This is a genomic window from Rhodococcus wratislaviensis (assembly GCF_041228765.1).
GTDB classification, from domain to species: domain Bacteria; phylum Actinomycetota; class Actinomycetes; order Mycobacteriales; family Mycobacteriaceae; genus Rhodococcus_F; species Rhodococcus_F wratislaviensis.
This window is the reverse complement of the sequence record NZ_CP150488.1, coordinates 1961344-1978525: the sequence shown is the minus strand read 5'-3', so window position 1 is coordinate 1978525 and position 17182 is coordinate 1961344. Positions and strand designations below refer to the sequence as shown.

The 17182-nt window shown below is 66.9% G+C and carries 19 protein-coding genes and 1 pseudogene; 13 read left to right on the top strand and 7 right to left on the bottom strand.

Annotated elements, in window-relative coordinates; genetic code table 11:
• The 4 genes from WKC72_RS08850 to WKC72_RS08835 are packed head-to-tail and all read right to left on the bottom strand — an operon-like array spanning position 1 to position 4208.
• Entirely contained in the window at positions 1–699 is a 699-nt protein-coding gene (locus WKC72_RS08850) for a protein glxC (RefSeq protein WP_370182335.1), read from the bottom strand.
• The gene (locus tag WKC72_RS08845; protein WP_037231159.1) at positions 687–1583 is read right to left on the bottom strand and encodes a glutamine amidotransferase family protein; all 897 of its coding nucleotides are present in this window, start codon (positions 1581–1583) and stop codon (positions 687–689) included. Before WKC72_RS08845 ends, WKC72_RS08850 begins: the two co-directional genes overlap by 13 nt.
• A gap of 24 nt (positions 1584–1607) precedes the next feature.
• Entirely contained in the window at positions 1608–2969 is a 1362-nt protein-coding gene (gene glnT / locus WKC72_RS08840) for a type III glutamate--ammonia ligase (protein WP_268789366.1), read from the bottom strand.
• A 45-nt stretch (positions 2970–3014) separates the two neighbouring features.
• Positions 3015–4208, bottom strand: a complete 1194-nt coding sequence (locus WKC72_RS08835; protein WP_370182334.1) for an NAD(P)/FAD-dependent oxidoreductase — start codon at positions 4206–4208, stop codon at positions 3015–3017.
• A gap of 314 nt (positions 4209–4522) precedes the next feature.
• On the opposite strand from WKC72_RS08835, the gene WKC72_RS08830 reads away from it, so the two are divergent.
• The 8 genes and pseudogenes from WKC72_RS08830 to WKC72_RS08795 all read left to right on the top strand — a co-directional run bounded on the left by WKC72_RS08830 (position 4523) and on the right by WKC72_RS08795 (position 9526).
• Positions 4523–4906 (top strand): ethanolamine utilization protein, encoded by a 384-nt coding sequence (locus tag WKC72_RS08830; RefSeq protein ID WP_005250830.1) that lies wholly within the window; start codon positions 4523–4525, stop codon positions 4904–4906.
• Between the two features lie 18 nt (positions 4907–4924).
• A complete protein-coding gene (locus WKC72_RS08825; protein ID WP_370182333.1) occupies positions 4925–5452 on the top strand; it encodes a dimethylamine monooxygenase subunit DmmA family protein in 528 nt (175 codons plus the stop codon).
• Complete coding sequence (locus WKC72_RS08820) at positions 5449–6426, top strand: 2Fe-2S iron-sulfur cluster-binding protein (RefSeq protein ID WP_370182332.1); 978 nt, start codon at positions 5449–5451, stop codon at positions 6424–6426. Before WKC72_RS08825 ends, WKC72_RS08820 begins: the two co-directional genes overlap by 4 nt.
• Complete coding sequence (locus tag WKC72_RS08815) at positions 6423–7421, top strand: DUF3445 domain-containing protein (protein ID WP_370182331.1); 999 nt, start codon at positions 6423–6425, stop codon at positions 7419–7421. Before WKC72_RS08820 ends, WKC72_RS08815 begins: the two co-directional genes overlap by 4 nt.
• A complete protein-coding gene (locus tag WKC72_RS08810) occupies positions 7418–7993 on the top strand; it encodes a TetR/AcrR family transcriptional regulator (RefSeq protein WP_268789361.1) in 576 nt (191 codons plus the stop codon). Before WKC72_RS08815 ends, WKC72_RS08810 begins: the two co-directional genes overlap by 4 nt.
• A gap of 397 nt (positions 7994–8390) precedes the next feature.
• A complete protein-coding gene (locus WKC72_RS08805) occupies positions 8391–9077 on the top strand; it encodes a leucine zipper domain-containing protein (protein WP_370182330.1) in 687 nt (228 codons plus the stop codon).
• Positions 9078–9102: 25 nt separating this feature from the next.
• Positions 9103–9249 (top strand): annotated as a pseudogene (locus tag WKC72_RS08800) (integrase core domain-containing protein); the annotation flags it as partial.
• A 106-nt stretch (positions 9250–9355) separates the two neighbouring features.
• On the top strand, positions 9356–9526 hold the full coding sequence (locus WKC72_RS08795) for a hypothetical protein (protein ID WP_370184661.1): 171 nt from the start codon (positions 9356–9358) through the stop codon (positions 9524–9526).
• A gap of 284 nt (positions 9527–9810) precedes the next feature.
• Here WKC72_RS08795 and WKC72_RS08790 read toward each other — a convergent pair whose 3' ends face one another.
• The gene (locus tag WKC72_RS08790) at positions 9811–10362 is read right to left on the bottom strand and encodes a HutD family protein (RefSeq protein WP_370182329.1); all 552 of its coding nucleotides are present in this window, start codon (positions 10360–10362) and stop codon (positions 9811–9813) included.
• 202 nt (positions 10363–10564) lie between these two features.
• Here WKC72_RS08790 and WKC72_RS08785 point away from each other — a divergent pair, with 202 nt between their 5' ends.
• Complete coding sequence (locus tag WKC72_RS08785) at positions 10565–11917, top strand: ammonium transporter (RefSeq protein WP_370182328.1); 1353 nt, start codon at positions 10565–10567, stop codon at positions 11915–11917.
• Positions 11918–11990: 73 nt separating this feature from the next.
• Here WKC72_RS08785 and WKC72_RS08780 read toward each other — a convergent pair whose 3' ends face one another.
• Together WKC72_RS08780 and WKC72_RS08775 are read right to left on the bottom strand one after the other, a co-directional pair.
• A complete protein-coding gene (locus WKC72_RS08780; RefSeq protein ID WP_370182327.1) occupies positions 11991–12587 on the bottom strand; it encodes a transcriptional regulator in 597 nt (198 codons plus the stop codon).
• Positions 12588–12660: 73 nt separating this feature from the next.
• Positions 12661–13326, bottom strand: coding sequence for an XRE family transcriptional regulator (locus WKC72_RS08775; RefSeq protein WP_005255983.1), 666 nt, complete (start codon positions 13324–13326; stop codon positions 12661–12663).
• Positions 13327–13496: 170 nt separating this feature from the next.
• Between WKC72_RS08775 and styD the strand changes: the two genes are divergently transcribed.
• The 4 genes from styD to WKC72_RS08755 all read left to right on the top strand — a co-directional run bounded on the left by styD (position 13497) and on the right by WKC72_RS08755 (position 17148).
• Positions 13497–14984, top strand: a complete 1488-nt coding sequence (gene styD, locus WKC72_RS08770; protein WP_370182326.1) for a phenylacetaldehyde dehydrogenase StyD — start codon at positions 13497–13499, stop codon at positions 14982–14984.
• 39 nt (positions 14985–15023) lie between these two features.
• The gene (locus WKC72_RS08765) at positions 15024–16139 is read left to right on the top strand and encodes an NDMA-dependent alcohol dehydrogenase (protein ID WP_037231141.1); all 1116 of its coding nucleotides are present in this window, start codon (positions 15024–15026) and stop codon (positions 16137–16139) included.
• 66 nt (positions 16140–16205) lie between these two features.
• On the top strand, positions 16206–16526 hold the full coding sequence (locus WKC72_RS08760) for a multidrug efflux SMR transporter (protein WP_037231140.1): 321 nt from the start codon (positions 16206–16208) through the stop codon (positions 16524–16526).
• Between the two features lie 52 nt (positions 16527–16578).
• Complete coding sequence (locus tag WKC72_RS08755; protein WP_037231139.1) at positions 16579–17148, top strand: TetR/AcrR family transcriptional regulator; 570 nt, start codon at positions 16579–16581, stop codon at positions 17146–17148.
• Positions 17149–17182: the final 34 nt, after the last annotated feature.

Genomic DNA, 17182 nt, shown 5'->3' with positions numbered 1-17182 from the left:
CTAGTACGCGCTGGCGTTGTCGACGTGGAAGTTGTAGAGCTGGCGGGCAGAGCCGTAGCGGGTGAACTCGGACGGGTCGGCGTCGAAACCGGCCCGATCCAGCAGCTCCCGCAGTTCCGTCAGGTGCTCCTCGCGCATCTCCTTCTTGATGCAGTCGGCGCCGAGGGAGGCGACGGTGCCGCGCACGTAGATGCGGGCCTCGTACAGCGAGTCGCCGAGGGCCTCGCCGGCGTCGCCGAGGACGACGAGACGTCCGGCCTGACCCATGAACGCGGACATGTGGCCGATGTTGCCGCCGACGACGATGTCGACGCCCTTCATCGAGATGCCGCAGCGGGCGGCGGCGTTGCCGTCGATCACGAGCAGGCCGCCGTGGGCGGTGGCGCCCGCGGACTGCGACGCATCACCCTTGACGTGCACCGCCCCCGACATCATGTTCTCGGCGACCCCGACCCCGGCGTTGCCGGTGACGGTCACCGTCGCGTGCTGGTTCATGCCGGCGCAGTAGTAGCCGACGTGACCCTCGATGGTGACGTCGATGTCGGAATCCAGGCCGCAGGCCAGTGCGTGCGCGCCCTGCGGGCCGGTGACGGTCACCGCCTTCGGGGCTTCCGGCGAGGTGAGCCGCTCGTTGACGGCACGGGTACTCGACGTCTCCAGGTTCAGGACAGTCGCTTCGGTGGTGGCTACCGGTGCCATACGTACACCTCTTCCGGTTCGGGCTCGAAGATTCGGGCGTTGTCGACGCCGGGCAGGTTCGCCAGGGCGCGGTATTCGGAGGCCATCGCGACCCACTGGTCGGTCTCGGCGATGACGGCGGGCTTGCAGGAGATGGCGTCCCGGACCACGGCGAACGAGTCGGCCGTCGAGACGAGCAGGGTGTAGAAACCGTCGAACGTCTCGTTCAGCATCAGCAGCGCCTTGTCCAGGTCGACGCCCTCGGCGAGTTGCTTGGCGACGAACCGCGCCCCGACCTCGGTGTCGTTGGCGCTGTCGAACAGGACGCCGTCACGTTCGAGCTGATGCTTGATGCTCATGTGGTTCGAGAACGAGCCGTTGTGCACGAGGCACTGGTCGGGGCCGACGGAGAACGGGTGCGAACCCTCGGCGGTCACCGCGGATTCGGTGGCCATGCGGGTGTGCGCGACACCCTGCCATCCACTCGCCGACGGCAGCCCGAACCGGTTCGCCAGGTCGATGGGGTTTCCGACGCCCTTGAGGACGGTCAGGTCGTCACCGAAGCCGATGACCCGCACCGACGGCACCACACTGCGCACGGCAGCCGCGAGATCGGCCGCGCCGACGACGCCGTGCAGGATCGTCGTCGGGTGCAGGTCGATTCCGGTGACGGTGGTGTCGAGGGACGCCGACAGCGTTGCGGCGAGTTCCGCTGCGGGGACGGGGCAGTCGAGCAGCGAGACGGTGGATTCACCGACCGGGGACCAGGCCCGGTCCCCGTAAATCGCCATGCCTGCGGAATCGGGTCCGCGGTCGCACATCTGACCGAGCATGTCGGTGAGCAGGGCGCCGAGTTGTGGGTACAGGGACGGCTCACGCAGGTGAAGTCCGACGATTCCACACATGGATGTCTCCTTTCGGGAGGTCTGTCAGAACGCTGTCAGGTAGTGGTCGAGTTCCCAGGGGGAGACGGTGTTGTGCCAGGCGAAGAACTCCTCGCGCTTGAGTTTCGCGAAGTACTCGGCCACACCGGGGCCTGCGACGTCGAGGGCGCCCGTCACCACCGGATCCGATTCGAGTGCGTCCATCGCGTGCAGCAGCGTCATCGGCAGCATGTCGCTGGGACTGTCGCCGGAGCCGGGGGTGCCCGGGTCGAGATCCCGTTCGATGCCGTCCAGGCCGGCGGCGATGGCGGTGGCCGCGGCGAGGTAGGGGTTGGCCGAGCCGTCGCCGCCGCGCAGTTCCACCCGGTTCCTGTCGGGAACCCGGAGGTAGTGGGTGCGGTCGTTGCCACCGTAGGTGGCGTACCGAGGCGACCAGGTGGCACCGCTGCTCGTCGAGGTGGCGCCGGTCCGCTTGTACGAGTTGACCGTCGGGGCGATCACCCCCTGCAGTGCGCACGCGTGCTCGAGAATTCCCGCGATGAACGCGTACGCCGTCCTCGACAGTCCCAGCCCCTTCGGGTCGTCCCCGTCCGGGAACACCGAACCGGCGTCGTTCCACAGCGACAGGTGCAGGTGCATGCCGGAACCGGTGCGGTCGGAGAAGGGTTTGGGCATGAACGTGGCCTTCATGCCGCGCTTCTCGGCGATCACGGACAGCAGGTACCGGGCCGTGATCACCCGGTCGGCAGTGGTCATGGCGTCGGCGTAGTCGAAGTTCTGCTCGAACTGCCCGTTACCGTCCTCGTGGTCGTTGGCGTAGTTGCCCCACCCGAGGGTGTTCATGGCCGCGGACACCTCGGTCAGATGGTCGTACATCCGGGTGACGTCGCGGGCGTCGTAACACGGCTGACGGCTGACGTCGGCCGTATCGGCGGTGGTGAGGGCGCCGTCTCCGACGCGGTGGACGAGGAAGTACTCGATCTCCGCGCCGACGTTGACGAACAGGCCGAGATCGGATGCCTTCTTCAGCGTCTCCTTCAGGATCACCCGCGGCGCATACGGCCAGGGCTTTCCCTCCACGTGCGGGTCGCAGTGCACGATCGCCAGCCCGGGCTTCACGAACGGAATCGGTGTGAACGACGAGACATCCGGTACAGCAACGAGATCGGAGTCCTTGGGCTCCTGCCCCATGTGCCCCGCCGCGTACCCGGCGAAGCCCACGCCGTCGTCCTGAAGCTGCTCGACGGCCTCGATCGGGACCAGTTTGGCGCACGGCTTGCCGGACAGCGTCACGAACAGGGCGAGGATGAAGGTGGTTCCGGTGGCCCGGGCCACCTCGGACAAGGTCTGCGGTGGGGTTGTCACGATGTTCTGCGCGGTGAACGCGTCAGCAGTGTCGACAGCCATGGGTAGCTCCTGAACTGGTGGTCTACGGGTGAGGGGGTCTGTGGGTCAGCGCATCTCGCCGGCGCCCTCGTAGGGATGCAGGCTGAAGAGGAGGTCGCCCTCCTCGAAGCGCGAGTAGCGGAAGTCGGACGGCTCGACGTTCGGGAGGCCGGTCTTGCCGTCGTCGAGGAGCATGTCGGCGACGAGGCGGCCGACCGCGGGCGAGATCTTGAAACCGTGACCGGAGAACCCGGTGGCCAGGAACAGTCCGTCGACCGGCGCGGGTCCGATGATCGGGTTGTAGTCGGGTGTCACGTCGTACGCGCCGACATAGCTCGAGGTGATCCGCGGGTCGGGCATGTCGGGCAGACGGTTCCCGAGCTTGCCGATGTTCTTCTCGATGGTGCTGTCGTCTGCGCGGTTGCTGTACTTGTCGGGGTCGATGTACTCGGGTGCGGCGTGGTCGCTGTTGCCGACGAGCAGTTCCCCGTTCGGCTCGCGGCAGATATATTGCAGTCCCGCGAGGTCCGACAGCACCGGCACCTCCGGAGTCGGAACGCCCTGATCGATCAGGACGAGCTGCGCCCGTTGGGCTTTCACCGGGATGTCGACGCCGACACCGGCGCCGAGTTCGGGGGCCCACGGACCGGTCGCGAGGATCACCTGCTCGGCATGCACCTCGTCACCGTTCGTGAGCGTCACCCCGTAGATGCGGCCGTCCGCGTTCTGCAGCAGCGACGCCACCGGCGTGCTCTGGCGGATCGTGACACCCAGCTTGCGCGCCGACGCACCGAACGCCATGCCGGCCATGTACGCCTCACCACGACCACCGAGTGGCTCGTAGGCGAAGGCGGCGAAGTCGTCGAGGTGCAGCCCCGGCCACAGTTCGGCCATCTTGTCGTGGCCGATGTAGTCGACGTCGATACCGAGGCCCTGCATCATCGCGACGTTCGCCTTCAGCGGGTCGATGTTGTTCTCACCGACGCCGACGACGTATCCGCACTGGCGGAACGCCATGTCGTCGCCGAAGATCTCCGTGGCCCGGGTGAAGATGTCGACGCCGTACCACGACATCGCCGCCAGCGACGGCGTCCCGTAGTGGCACCGGACCACGCCGCTGGACTTCCCGGTCATGCCCGAGCACAAGGTGTCACGCTCGAGGACCAGGACATCGGTCTCTCCGCGGTCCGCGAGCGACCACGCGATGGCGAGACCTTCGAGTCCCCCACCGACGATCACGAACTTTGCTGTCTGTGTCACGTTGCTTCCTTCATTCGGCCGGATGATCGGGCGCTGTCGGCTTGGGTAGCGGTTCGTTTCACCTCATGAATCGCTGTTGTTCACTATGAAACAGTTCTACTATGTCGATCGTGTTACGGCAACGTTGTTGGTGCATCACCAAATCACTTCGTTCAGACCCTCTTTCGATAACGATCCTCGCGCTGATCTGCACGTTTACGGCCTTGCCAGATTGATTTACGCCATCGAAATATGTCTTGTGGTTTCCTGTTGCTACTCCTCGTTTCATGTCGAGGAGGTCGCGGATCCACTCACCACGCCTTCAGGGAGAACCCATGACCACGACCGACAAGCCCACCGCCGTCCCGTTCCGCGTCACCGCCGGATTCCACGAGAACCTGCCGCAGATGCCGGTGTCGGAGTACCCGGGCACCAAGGGATACATCGACGACGTCTTCGCCAACCCGGACGGCTCGGAGATGTCGGCCGGCTACTTCGAACTCCAGCGCACCGACGCCCCACTCGACTACTACTACGCCTACGACGAGATGAAGGTCGTCCTCGAAGGGGAGTTCACCCTCGAGAACCTCGACACCGGCCAGGTCGAGGTGGCGAAGGCGAAGGATGCGATCTTCTTCCCCAGAGGCTCGCGTATCCGCTTCACCACCCCCGACCGCGCACTGGCCTACTTCGTCGGCCACCGTTCCTTCGCGCCCTGATCCGCGATGGCGGTCTCGATGAGGTCGACGAGCGTCCCACGGTGGCGATCCGATTACTCGGCCGTCGACGAACTGGCGGCCGGCGCTCGCGTCACCCGGTACGCACTCGTCTCGGACAGCTCGGTCAGCGCGCAGGCGACACGCGAGCTGTCCGAGCGGGTCGCCCCGGTGCCGACTCACGCGGTGACCGTCGACGACGTGGCCGGATCCGGGTTCGGCGGGCTCGACGACCTGCTGTCCGAGGCGCGCATCGGATGGCGGTTCGTCGTGGCGGGCTCCGAGCGGACGGTGGGGGCGATACGCACTCGGCTCATCTCCGCGGGCGCGGTGCCCGCGGAGATCGCCGCGGTGATCACCGACCCCGGCGCCCCGGTGCGCGACGTGTTCTGCGCGCACTGCCACACGACGTCGTCCTCGGTGCCGGTCGCCATCGGCGGCCGGACACCGTGCGCGGGGTGTTCCGCCGAACTCACCGTCTACTACCACTACTCCCGGCGCCACAGCGCCTACCTGGGATACCGCGCCGACTCGGAGGAAATGCCATGACCACGGCCCTCGAAACAGTTGCTGGCGAGAGCATTACCGGAGGACTGACCCTGACGGTGCGCGAGGCACGATTGCTGTGCCCGGGCATCCGTCACATCGTCCTCGCGGACCCGGCGCGCCGCACCCTGCCGTCGTTCACCCCGGGCAGCAACATCGCGGTCAACTGGGCGGAGGGTCGGCAGAACTCGTACTCGCTCACCGGCCCCTCGATCGAGCCGGACCACTATGCGATCTCGGTCCGGCTCGACGAGAACGGCCACGGCGGTTCGCGCTGGGTCCACGACCTCCAGCCGGATCAGCGCGTCCGCGTGAGCCTTCCGCGCAGCGCATTCGCTCCCGTGCTCAATGCTCGGCACCACCTGCTGGTCGCGGGCGGAATCGGTGTCACGCCGATCCTGTCGCACGTGCGGGCGGCCCTCGAGTGGGGTCGTTCGTTCGAAGTGATCTACTCCTTCCGCGATCAGTCGGGAGCGCACGCCGACGAATTGGCTGCGCTGTGCGGCGACCGGATGACCACGGTCTCCACGCCCGGAGAACTCGCGGACCGCCTGATCCCGAAACTGGCGGACCAACCGCTCGGCACCCACGTGTACACGTGCGGTCCGGCGCCGATGATCTCCGCCGTGGCCGAGTGGGCCCGCGACTGCGGCTGGCCGCCGGGGCGCGTGCACTCGGAAGCGTTCGGGGCGGGCCCGCTGCCCGAGGGGGCGCCCTTCGCCGCCACGCTCGGGCGCACCGGGATGATCGTGCCCGTGCCCTCGGGAACCAGCCTCCTCGAGGCGTTGCTGGACAAGGGAATCAACGTCCCGAACCTCTGCCGGCAGGGTGTGTGCGGCGAATGCCGGCTGTCGGTTCGCGGCGGCGAGATCGAACACCGCGACCTCTTCCTCACCGACGAGGAGAAGGCCTCCGGAGATTCGATCATGCCGTGCGTATCACGTTCCGCAGGAGACCGATTGGAGCTGGATCTGTGACATCGACCGACTCGCGTGCCGACCACATCACGCGCTTTCCGTTCCCCTTCCCCCGCGACCGGTACCGCTACAGCACCAACGTCGAACCGGCCGGACACCGCACCGACACCGTGGCCGGCAGCTGGGGTGATACCCGCATCGCCATCGACGCCGACTACCACCGGGAACTGGCCGAGCGCGAGCGAATCCTGGCCGAGGATCCGTCGCGGCACCAGTGCCTGTCCCACATGGTCCCCGCCGCCTGGGACGCGATGCTCACACTGATGCGCACCCTCGCCGACGAATACCCCCACACCATGACCCTCGAACAGCGCGCGGACGGGTGGTTCTGGAAGAACGACCTTCTCGGGATCGAGCACAGCTTCGTGTTCGGGGATCTCGATACGTTGCCGGCGCCACCGCTGATGTACATCTGCGGCCAGATCCAGGAGGACGTCGTGCTCCTCGATCAACGTGAGGGCGAATTGTGGGGCGACGCCGGGCTGGTGACGTTCGCGGCGGACTGGTCCTTCGGATTCGACGTGGGCATGAGCTTCCTCGAGATCCACGGCCCCGTCCCCCGCGTCCACAGCGAGAAGATCATCACCCGCGCACACAACTTCCTGATGCGGCTCGAGCCCGGCCAGAGCTATCGGCGCACCAATTGGACGTTGACCGTCGACGGCAAGCTCGACACGTCGACCGAGACCTACCCGGAGTGGGGGAAGGACCGGCGCACCCTCGCCGACGGTCCGCTGGACGAGGTCGGGGACCGCCTGTTCCTGAGAACCGAAGTGCAGCATCTGATCCGGCTCTCCCACTCCGGCGTCGTCATGTTCCTGATCCGGACGTATCTGCTTCCGCTGCGGGACGTCGCGTCCGTTCCGGAGTGGGGCGGGCGTCTGTACCGGGTGCTCGAGGACCTCCCGGTGGACATGGCCGAATACAAGGGCATCAGCCGTACCCGGGAACCTGCCCTGAGATGGCTGCTGACTCATGGGAATGTGGAACCGTGACGCTGGCCGACAGGCGGCCGCGGCAGGCAGCGCCCCAGAGCGATCAGGCTCTCGACCTCGTTCTCGCCACGGTCTCCGTGATCGCCCGCGACGGCCTGCGCGGGCTGACGACCCAGGCTGTCGCCCGGGAGTCCGGTGTCTCGATCGAGGGCGTCCTGCGCAGCGTCGGGTCGACGGACGCCCTCGTCGACGCCGCACTCCGTTACGCACTGGACAAGAGTGCGAGTGTCTTCGCCGACATCGCCGCCGGATCGTCGCTCGACCACTTCGTCGAACACCTCACCGACCTCGTCGCCCGCGACCCCGACCTCCAGGTGTTCCAGTACGAGCTGATGCTCGAGTCCCGGCGGACCCCACGCCTCGACCCGCACGTGAAACTGCTGTACGCCACGTATATCGAGGCGACGTCCCAGGCGCTGACCCGCCTGGGCATCACCGCCGACGAAGACCTGACCCTGCTGGTGTACTCGGCGATCGAGGGATTCATCATGCACCAGCTCGTCGCGAAAGATCGTCCCGCGACCGAGCGCGCGATCGAGCGGCTACGCCGGATTCTGTCGACCGCGAGGTAGTCCCTGCACGTGAGTGGCAAAGTGTGCCCCGGCACGCTTTGCCACACACCCGCGGCCGGGGTCCGGCGACCTGCAGCTGCCGGCGGACTGGACCGGTGTGCCCGCAGCCCCCTTTGATCAAACCGGCAAACCCGCACTCATGACGACGAACGACAATCGGCGGACGAACGAGGTGGGTGATGCGTGGTGCATCACCCGACGCAGTAGCCGTTCAAGCGGGGCCGTCAGAGTCCACGAACACCATCTTCACATCGTCGCCGACCCCCAGGTGAGTGGCAAGGTGTGCCCGACACTCTGTCTGAGTTCAGGACATGTAGGACTGTCGATGTTTCAGGACATCGAGGACACTGACGACCCGTGCCCGTGACAATCGGGCATGGGTGGAAAAGGGTTTTCGATGAATCCGGACATCGTGGCCACGGTCTCGGCGGTCGCAGGCGGGGCACGGGTGAACGTGTCCCGCCTGTGCCGAGAGCAGGGCATCTCCCGCAATACCTTCTACGTCCTGGTGGGCAGGTTCCGCACCGAGGGCGCCGCAGCGTTCACCACCCGCTCGACCCGGCCACACCACAGCCCGACCCGTACCGGACCCGAGGTGTGTGAGGCCATCGTCCGTGCCCGCAAGGAACTCGACGACGAGGGCTTCGACAACGGCCCGATCTCGATCGTGTGGCGCCTCGAGGCCCAGGGACTCGACCCGACCCCGTCGCGCTCAACGGTGTACCGGGTACTGAGGGAGTGCGGACAGATCGTTCCTCAGCCACGCAAGAAACCCCGTTCACGCCGCAGTTTCGAGTACTCCGCCCCCAACGGGTGCTGGCAGATCGACGGCCTCGAGCATTATCTCGCCGACGGCACCGTGGTGTGCATCCTGCAGATTCTCGACGACCACTCGCGTCTGGACGTGTGCTCGTATGCCGCCCGGGCCGAAACCTCCGCCGACGCGTGGGCGGCACTGCAACGGGCGATGGACGGGCACGGGTGCCGGTGCACCTACTCTCCGACAACGGGCTCGCCTTCTCCGGGAAACGCCGGGGCGGGATGTCCGAGGTCGAACGCAACCTCGCCGCCCTCGGGACCGTGACGATCGCGTCTCGGTCCGGCACCCGCAGACCTGCGGCAAGAACGAACGAGCCCATCAGACCCTGCGCAAGTGGTTGGCCAAGCAGCCACTGGCGGCGACGCTGACCGAGCTGCAGTCCCAACTCGACACCTACCGGCAGCTCTACAACAACAGGCGCCACCAGGGCATCGACGGTATGACCCCGAACCAACGCTGGAACGCCACGCATCCCGTCCGGCCCGCCCCCCGGTTCGGCGGCCCGATCGGGATGCACCACCCGGCCGGTGTCGAGTACCGGCGTGATCCAGTTCGACGGGCTCTCGATCATCCTCGGCCGCCGACACAAGAACACCACCGCGACCGTCTACTGGCAGGGCGATCGTGTCGCCGTAATGATCGACGACACGATCGCCCAGACACTTGCACTCGACAGGACCACGCGATATCAGAAACTGTCCTCAAAGTTCTGAGACATGACACTGTGCCCCGACACGCATTGCCACTCACCCGCGGTCGGGGTCCGGCGACCTGCGGCTGCTGGCGGACTGAACAAACCCGCACTCATGCCGACTAACGGCAATCTGCGAAAATCAGGGCGGTGATGCACCGTGCATCACCAGACTCCCGAGTGATGCACCGTGCATCACCCCACCAGTAACCGTTCAAGCGGGCCGTCGGAGTCCACGAACGCCATCTTCCCATCGCCGCCGACCCCTACGTGAGTGGCAAAGTGTGCCCCGGCACGCTTTGCCACTCACGTGCGGTCGAAGACCTCCGCCAGCACGACCGACGCCGGCCCGGACACGCGGACCGACCCCTGCTCGACGAGGAGGCAGTCGCCGGGCTCGACGGGACCGAGATGCGTCGTCAGCCGCCCGCCGAGGACCAGGACGAGGACGGCCAGCCGCCCGCCTGCGTTCACATCCTGCGCCGCTCCGATGTCGACGATGTCCACGGAGGCCGCGGCGGTGGACCTGTGCACCATGACGTTGAACGCCTCGGTCGGTCCGTCCGCCACACACTCGGGGCCGCGCTCACCGGCGAAGGCCGTCGGACTCAGCCGCGGAACCACGGTCGGGGCGTCGCCGAAGTCGAGCGACACGGGATGGTCGCCGATCACCGTGAATATCCGATCCACCCCGGGGAACGGCGAGAACGTCGACGACGCCTCGAGGGTCGCGACGCTGAAACGCCACCGGGACGTGGCACCGGCGGCGATCTCCGCCGTCGTACCGGCACCGTTGGCCCACGGGGTGATCAGACGGTCCGAGCGCCGGATGATGCGGGCCTCGCGAACTGTGATCACACATTCTCCTCACTGACATCGTCTACTGTCACGATACATTGTTAATTCAGGAAACAAACGGTGCGCACGCCCAAATCGGTTACGTATTCGTCACGTGGCGAACCATTTCCGCAATCTATTCTTTGGTTCACTGTGGCTAGACATTGATTCCCAACGGCGGACGTAACGAGTGTCCCGCCATCCTCGATCAAGGTGGACGACTATGAACGAAGCAGTCGCTGCGGCCGACACCGCCTGGATTTTGGCGGCCTTCACGGCAGTGAGCCTCATGGTGCCGGGCCTGGCCATGTTCTACGGCGGAATGGTCAGCGTGCGCAACACGCTCAACATGGCCATGATGACGTTCGGCGCGTTCGCCGTCGTCGGCGTGCTGTGGATCGTGTTCGGCTACTCCGCCGTGCTGGGCAACTCCCTCGGCGGTCTCGGCATCCTGGGCGACCCCCTCGAATTCTTCGGCTCGAGCGCGCTGCTGGAGGCGCCGGCCGAACCCGGACTGCCGCCCGCGCTGGTCTCCGGTTTCCAGCTGTTGTTCGCCGGCATCACCGTGGCACTCATCTCGGGTGCGCTGGCCGACCGGATGAAGTTCGGCGCCTGGATGCTGTTCGCCGGACTGTGGGCCACGTTCGTCTACTTCCCCGTCGCCCACTGGGTGTTCGCGTTCGACTCCGAGGACGGATCGGTGATCGGCGGATGGATCGCCAACACGCTCGGCGCCGTCGACTTCGCCGGCGGCACGGCAGTACACATCAACGCCGGCGTTGCCGCTCTCGCCGTCGTCCTGGTTCTCGGGGCCCGCAAGACGTTCCCCGTCTCGCCGCGCCCGCACAGCCTTCCCCTGACCATGCTCGGAGCCGGCATCCTGTTCTTCGGTTGGTTCGGGTTCAACGGCGGCTCGGCGCTGTCCGCCGGTAACAGCGCTTCCGTCGTCATCCTCAACACCGTCGCCGCGTCGTGTGCAGGCATCTGCGCGTGGCTGGCCGTCGAGAAACTGAGGGAAGGCCACGCCACGTCGCTGGGCGCCGCGTCGGGTCTGATCGCGGCACTGGTCGCCATCACACCGGCCTGTGGCGCCGTCTCACCCCTCGGCGCACTGGTCGTCGGAGGCGCCGCCGGCGCGGTCTGCTGCTTCGCGGTCTCCTGGAAGTACCGGCTCGGCTACGACGACGCACTCGACGTCGTCGGCGTGCACCTGGTCGGCGGCATCCTCGGCACCGTCCTCATCGGATTCCTCGCAGATCCGGCCGCCCCCAGCGGCGCCGCGGGACTCTTCTACGGCGGCGGCGTCGACGTGCTGTGGCGCCAATGTGTCGCCGTGGCAGCCGTTCTCGTCTACAGCTTCGTGATCACGCTGGTGATCGCCCTGGCACTGAAGAAGTTCATGGGCATCCGCGCCGACCAGGAAAGCGAATACGACGGTCTCGACGTGGCCGTTCACGGCGAGACGGCCTACGTGCTCGACGCCGTCGGCCTCACTGGCGCGTCCAAGCACGGCACCGACGCGGTGCTCGGTGCAGAAGCAATCACGACCAGGGCGGCGGACCCCGCCAAGGCCTGACCCAGCGTCCGACACAGGCAGTGGCCCTGACCCGCAGCACTCCGCGGGGGCAGGGCCACTCTCGCGTCCCCGGCTAGGTCAGGCTCTGGACCAGATTCCGAAGCCTCGCGCTGTAGTTGTTCGGCTGGGCGGAAAGGAACTGGCTCAGCACGATCAGGTCGAATTCCTCCATGGCGGACGAATCTGCAGTAATCGCGGCATGATTCGCGACTTCGTGCTCCAGAAGTTCGACCGACTCCCGCCACCCGCGGATCGCGGGGCTTCCGAGTTCCATCTGCGGCTCGAATCGCAGAGGTTCCGCGAGCGGACTTCCGAGGATTTCCTGCAAATGCTCCTCGAGACTCAGGCGCGCCAGTCGGATGATCAGCTGAGATTGCCCTTCGTGCCACTGCATGGTGGCGGGGCGTCCGGGCTGCAGAATCGACGCGACCGACATCGTCGAATCGAACTCCTGTGCGCCAGAGGTAATTCGGGCGGTGCCCGACAGCGGGATCTGCACGACGTAGAAGTCGCCGAGATCGTTCGGGTGCATCTGCGCGTCGGTGCCGTAGTCGAAATAGTAAACACCGATCGTGCCCGCGGTGGCCAGGTGGACTGGCTCGAGGTGGTCGAAGGGCAGCGCGGTCTTGTCGTCGGACGCTATCTGAACTGTCGCCAGCACCGTAACCACGACCTTTCGAAATCACCCGCCACTCTACGCGCCGGCGCGGGGGTCGAGGAAGGTCGAAATCGCGATTTCGTCGTCAGTCCTCGTGGTGGTCGGGGTAGGCGGTGACGGCGAGGAACCGGATGGGCAACCGCACGAGATCGTTGGGACCGTGCAGGCCTTCACCGTCGAGGAGCAGCGAATCCCCGGGCCGCAGCGTGTACTCGGCCTCGCCGTGCCCGTAGACCATGACGCCTTCGAGCATGTAGAGCAACTCGGTGCCGGCGTGCTGGAACAGCGGAAACGTCTCGCTGGAGTCGGTGAGCGTGACCAGCACCGGCTCGAGCCGCTTGTGCTGCCCACGCAGTGCGCCGAGAAGTTCGTAGTGGTGCCCGACCCGGGTGCCTCGCCCGACGATGACGGCACCGTGGCCCGCCTCGACGTATACGGCGTCGCGGGCGGTGTCGGCACCCCGGAACAGCGAGGTCACGGGCACGTCGAGCCCGGCCGCCAGACGCGCCAGCGTCGACAGACTGCAGGAGGTCTGCGAGTTCTCGATCTTCGACAGCATGGCCTTCGAGATTCCGACCTTGGCCGCCATGTCTCCGACGGAGAGTCCGCTGGCTTTGCGGAGCGACCGGACCTGTCTGGCGATCACCTTCTCGAGGTCGGGCCCGGTAGGCGTGTCGGACGGCACCTCACGTTCGACGGGCGCGGGGTCTCCCGTGTCGCGGTGGACCTCGGTCTCGGGTCGAGTGGTCACGTCCGCATCGTAACAGCGCCGTTTACTGTCAGGAAACTGCGACTCACTACGCCGGACGGTGGATCGGTGCGCATACGAGCAACAACCATGCGCGTGCGTGCAAGACGACGCCGCGCCCGCGCCCGCATGCTTGTGACAGCCATCACAACACCACCGGGAGAGTTGACGCTATGACCGCAGTACACGAGAACGTCAGTGCCACAGGGCTTCCTGATGGAACCGCAACGCAGCTGTTCATCGGCGGACAGTGGCGCCCGGCGTCGGACGGCGGGACGTTCACGGACCTGAACCCGGCCACCGGCCGGCCCCTCGTCGACGTGTCCGCCGGAACCGCGCAGGACATCGACGACGCGGTCCGGGCCGCCCGCACCCAGCTGAACGGTGAATGGGGGTCGCTGCCCGGCGCCGCCCGCGGACGGATCCTGAACAAGGTCGCCGATCTCATCGAACGCGACGGCGAGATCCTGGCCCGGCTCGAGGCCCTCGACGTCGGCAAGCCCGTCGGCCAGCCCACCATGCTCGACATCCCGATGGCCGTCGGCACGTTCCGGCACTTCGCCGGCTGGGCCGACAAGATCACCGGCCAGTCCATCCCGACCGCCGGCTACTTCGGCCGTCCCACCCACTCGTACACCGTCCGCGAACCGGTCGGCGTGATCGGCGCGATCGTCCCCTGGAACACCCCGCTGATGATCTCGGCGTGGAAGATCGCCCCCGCCCTCGCCGCCGGAAACACCCTGGTGGTCAAGCCGCCGGAGGACGCACCGCTGTCGATCCTGCACCTGGCGACGCTGCTGGAGGAGGCCGGACTGCCCGCCGGCACCGTCAACATCGTGCCCGGCCTCGGCGAGGTCACGGGCGACGCACTCGCCGGCCACCCCGGCGTCGACAAGATCAGCTTCACCGGCAGCCCCCGCGTCGGCCGGATCATCGCCAAGCGCGCCGCCGACACGTTCAAGCGCACCACCCTCGAACTGGGCGGCAAGTCCCCGCAGATCATCCTCCCCGACGCCGACGTCGAGGCCGCGGTGGGCGGCACCGCGATGGGACTGTTCTTCAACCAGGGCGAGGTCTGCGCCGCGGGCACCCGCATCCTGGTGCACCGGTCGCTGTACTCGCAGGTGGTCGACGGTCTCGCCGCCGCCGCGTCCGCTCAGGTCCTCGGCGACCCGTTCGACCCGGCCACCACCATGGGCGCCCTGGTCAACGCGAAGCAGCGCGACACCGTCCTCGGTTACATCGAGTCCGGACGCAGCGAGGGCGCGCGGGTCGTCGCCGGCGGTGGCCGCCCGGACGGGGACGGGTTCTTCGTCCAGCCGACCATCTTCGCCGACGCGAACAACGACATGACGATCGCGCGGGAGGAGATCTTCGGCCCCGTCGGCACCGTCATCGCGTTCGACAGCACCGACGAGGCGATCGCGATCGCCAACGCCACCGACTACGGGCTCGCCGCCTCCATCTGGACCCGCGACGTCTCCCACGCCCATACCCTCGCCGGCAAGGTCCGCGCCGGAGCGGTCGCGGTGAACGGCTGGGCACCCATCGACCCCGCCCTGCCCTGGGGCGGCATGAAGACCAGCGGCACCGGCCGCGAACTCGGCTGGGCCGGAATCGAAGCCAACACCGAGGAGAAGGTCGTCACGATCATCCTCTGACCCCCACCGCATCGACGTCGTCGGACAGGAGCAGGACTTATGAAGACCCAGGCAGCAGTGCTGTGGGAGCCCGGTCAGCCGTGGCAGATCGAAGAACTGGAACTCGACCCGCCGAAGCACGGTGAAGTACTTCTGCAGTTGGCGGCGTCGGGGATGTGCCACTCGGACGAGCATGTCCGGGACGGCAGTCTGCCGCTCGAGTACTACCCGTTCATCGGTGGCCATGAAGGCGCCGGAATCGTCCTCGAGGTCGGGCCCGGCGTCACCAGCGTCGAGAAGGGCGACCACGTCGCTCTCGGATTCATCCCCGCGTGCGGCCGGTGCCGGCAGTGCGCGACGGGGCAGTCCAGCATCTGCGACCTGGGAGCCCACCTGCTCGAGGGCTGGCAGATCTCGGACGGCACGGCCCGGCATCACGTTCGTGGCAAGGACGCTGCCATCCAGTGCCTGATCGGGACGTTCTCGCCGTACACGGTGGTCAACGAGGCGTCGTGCGTCAAGATCACCAAGGACATTCCGCTCGACAAGGCCGCCCTGGTCGGCTGCGGAGTCACCACCGGCTGGGGGTCGTCGGTGTACGCGGCCGGCGTCCAGGCCGGTGAGACCGTCGTCGTGATCGGCATGGGCGGCGTCGGGTGCGGGGCGGTTCAGGGCGCTTCGCTCGCCGGGGCCCGGCACGTCGTGGTCGTCGACCCGTCGGAGTTCAAGCGGGAGCAGGCCAAGATCTTCGGCGCGACCCACACCGCGGCGAGCATCGACGAGGCGCTCCCCCTCCTCCAGGATCTGACGTGGGGCCAGCTCGCCGACAAGGTGCTCATCACCGTCGCGAATGCGAGTGGCCGCATCATCGCGCCGGCAATGAGCCTGGTGGCCAAGGGCGGCACCTGCGTCCACGTGTCGGTCGGCGACGTCACGCAGAGCGACGTCGACCTGAACCTGTTCGATCTGACGGCGATGCGCAAGACCCTCAAGGGCGCGTGGTTCGGCAACGCGAACATCCGGTTCGACATCCCTCATCTGCTCCGCCTGTATATGGAGGGTCAGCTGAAGCTCGACGAGATGATCACGAGGACATACACACTCGATCAGATAAACGACGGCTACGAGGCGATGCGGAAGGCCGAGAACGTCCGCGGCGTCATCATGTACTCGTAGATCGGCACTGTCGGGAGCGGTGGGGCGCTGCACGCCTCTCCGCTCCCGACATGGTTCCCTGTCCCCATGCCGTACGTGTTCCTGATTGCCGCGATCGCCGCCGAGGTCTTCGGAACGAGCCTGCTGAAGTCCACCGAGGGCTTCACGAAGCTCTGGCCGACGGTCGGGTGCCTCGCCGGGTACATTCTCGCGTTCGTGTTCCTGTCGCAGGCGGTCAAGACGGTGCCGGTCGGCATCGCCTACGCCATGTGGTCGGGGCTCGGGACGGCGGCGATCGTCGCGATCGGCGCGGCGTTCCTCGGTGAGCCGCTGACCGCGACGAAGATCTTCGGCCTGGGGCTCGTCGTGTCGGGAGTGGTCGTTCTCAATCTCGGCGGAGCTCATTGATACCGTGGTCGCATGATCGCTGGTGGGGCAGGTACGCGTCGTGCCTAAGCTCGTGGATCACGACGAACGTCGGCGAAGCATCACCGCCGCCGCCTGGCGGTTGATCGCCGCCCGCGGCATCGATGCTGCCAACATGCGCGACATCGCCACCGAGGCCGGGTACACCAACGGCGCCCTGAGCCACTACTTCGCCGGCAAGGACGAGATCCTCCGCACCTCGTACGAGCACATCTCCGAGGCCACCGACCGCCGGATCTCGGAGGCGCTCGGCGACGCGACCGGGCTCGACGCGCTGCGCATCCTCTGCCGCGAAGTGATGCCGATCAACGAGGAGCAACTTCTCGAGGCCCGGATCGCCGCCTCGCTGTGGCCGCGGGCCATGTACGACGAGCAGATGGCCGCCACCAACCGCCGCACCATGGACAATTGGCGCGAGCAGATGGCGATCTTCCTCGAGCAGGCCCGCGAGGAGGGCACCGTCGGCGACATCGACGTCACCATCGTGGTCGAGCAGCTTCTCAACATGATGATGGGCATGCAGATTCTGGGTGTCCTCACGCCCGGCGAAACGTCGTCGGAGCGTCAGCTGGAGATGCTCGAGCAGTTCGTCGCCGCACTCTGAGTTTTCCGGAGCTCATCCAAAACCGTTGCTGCGG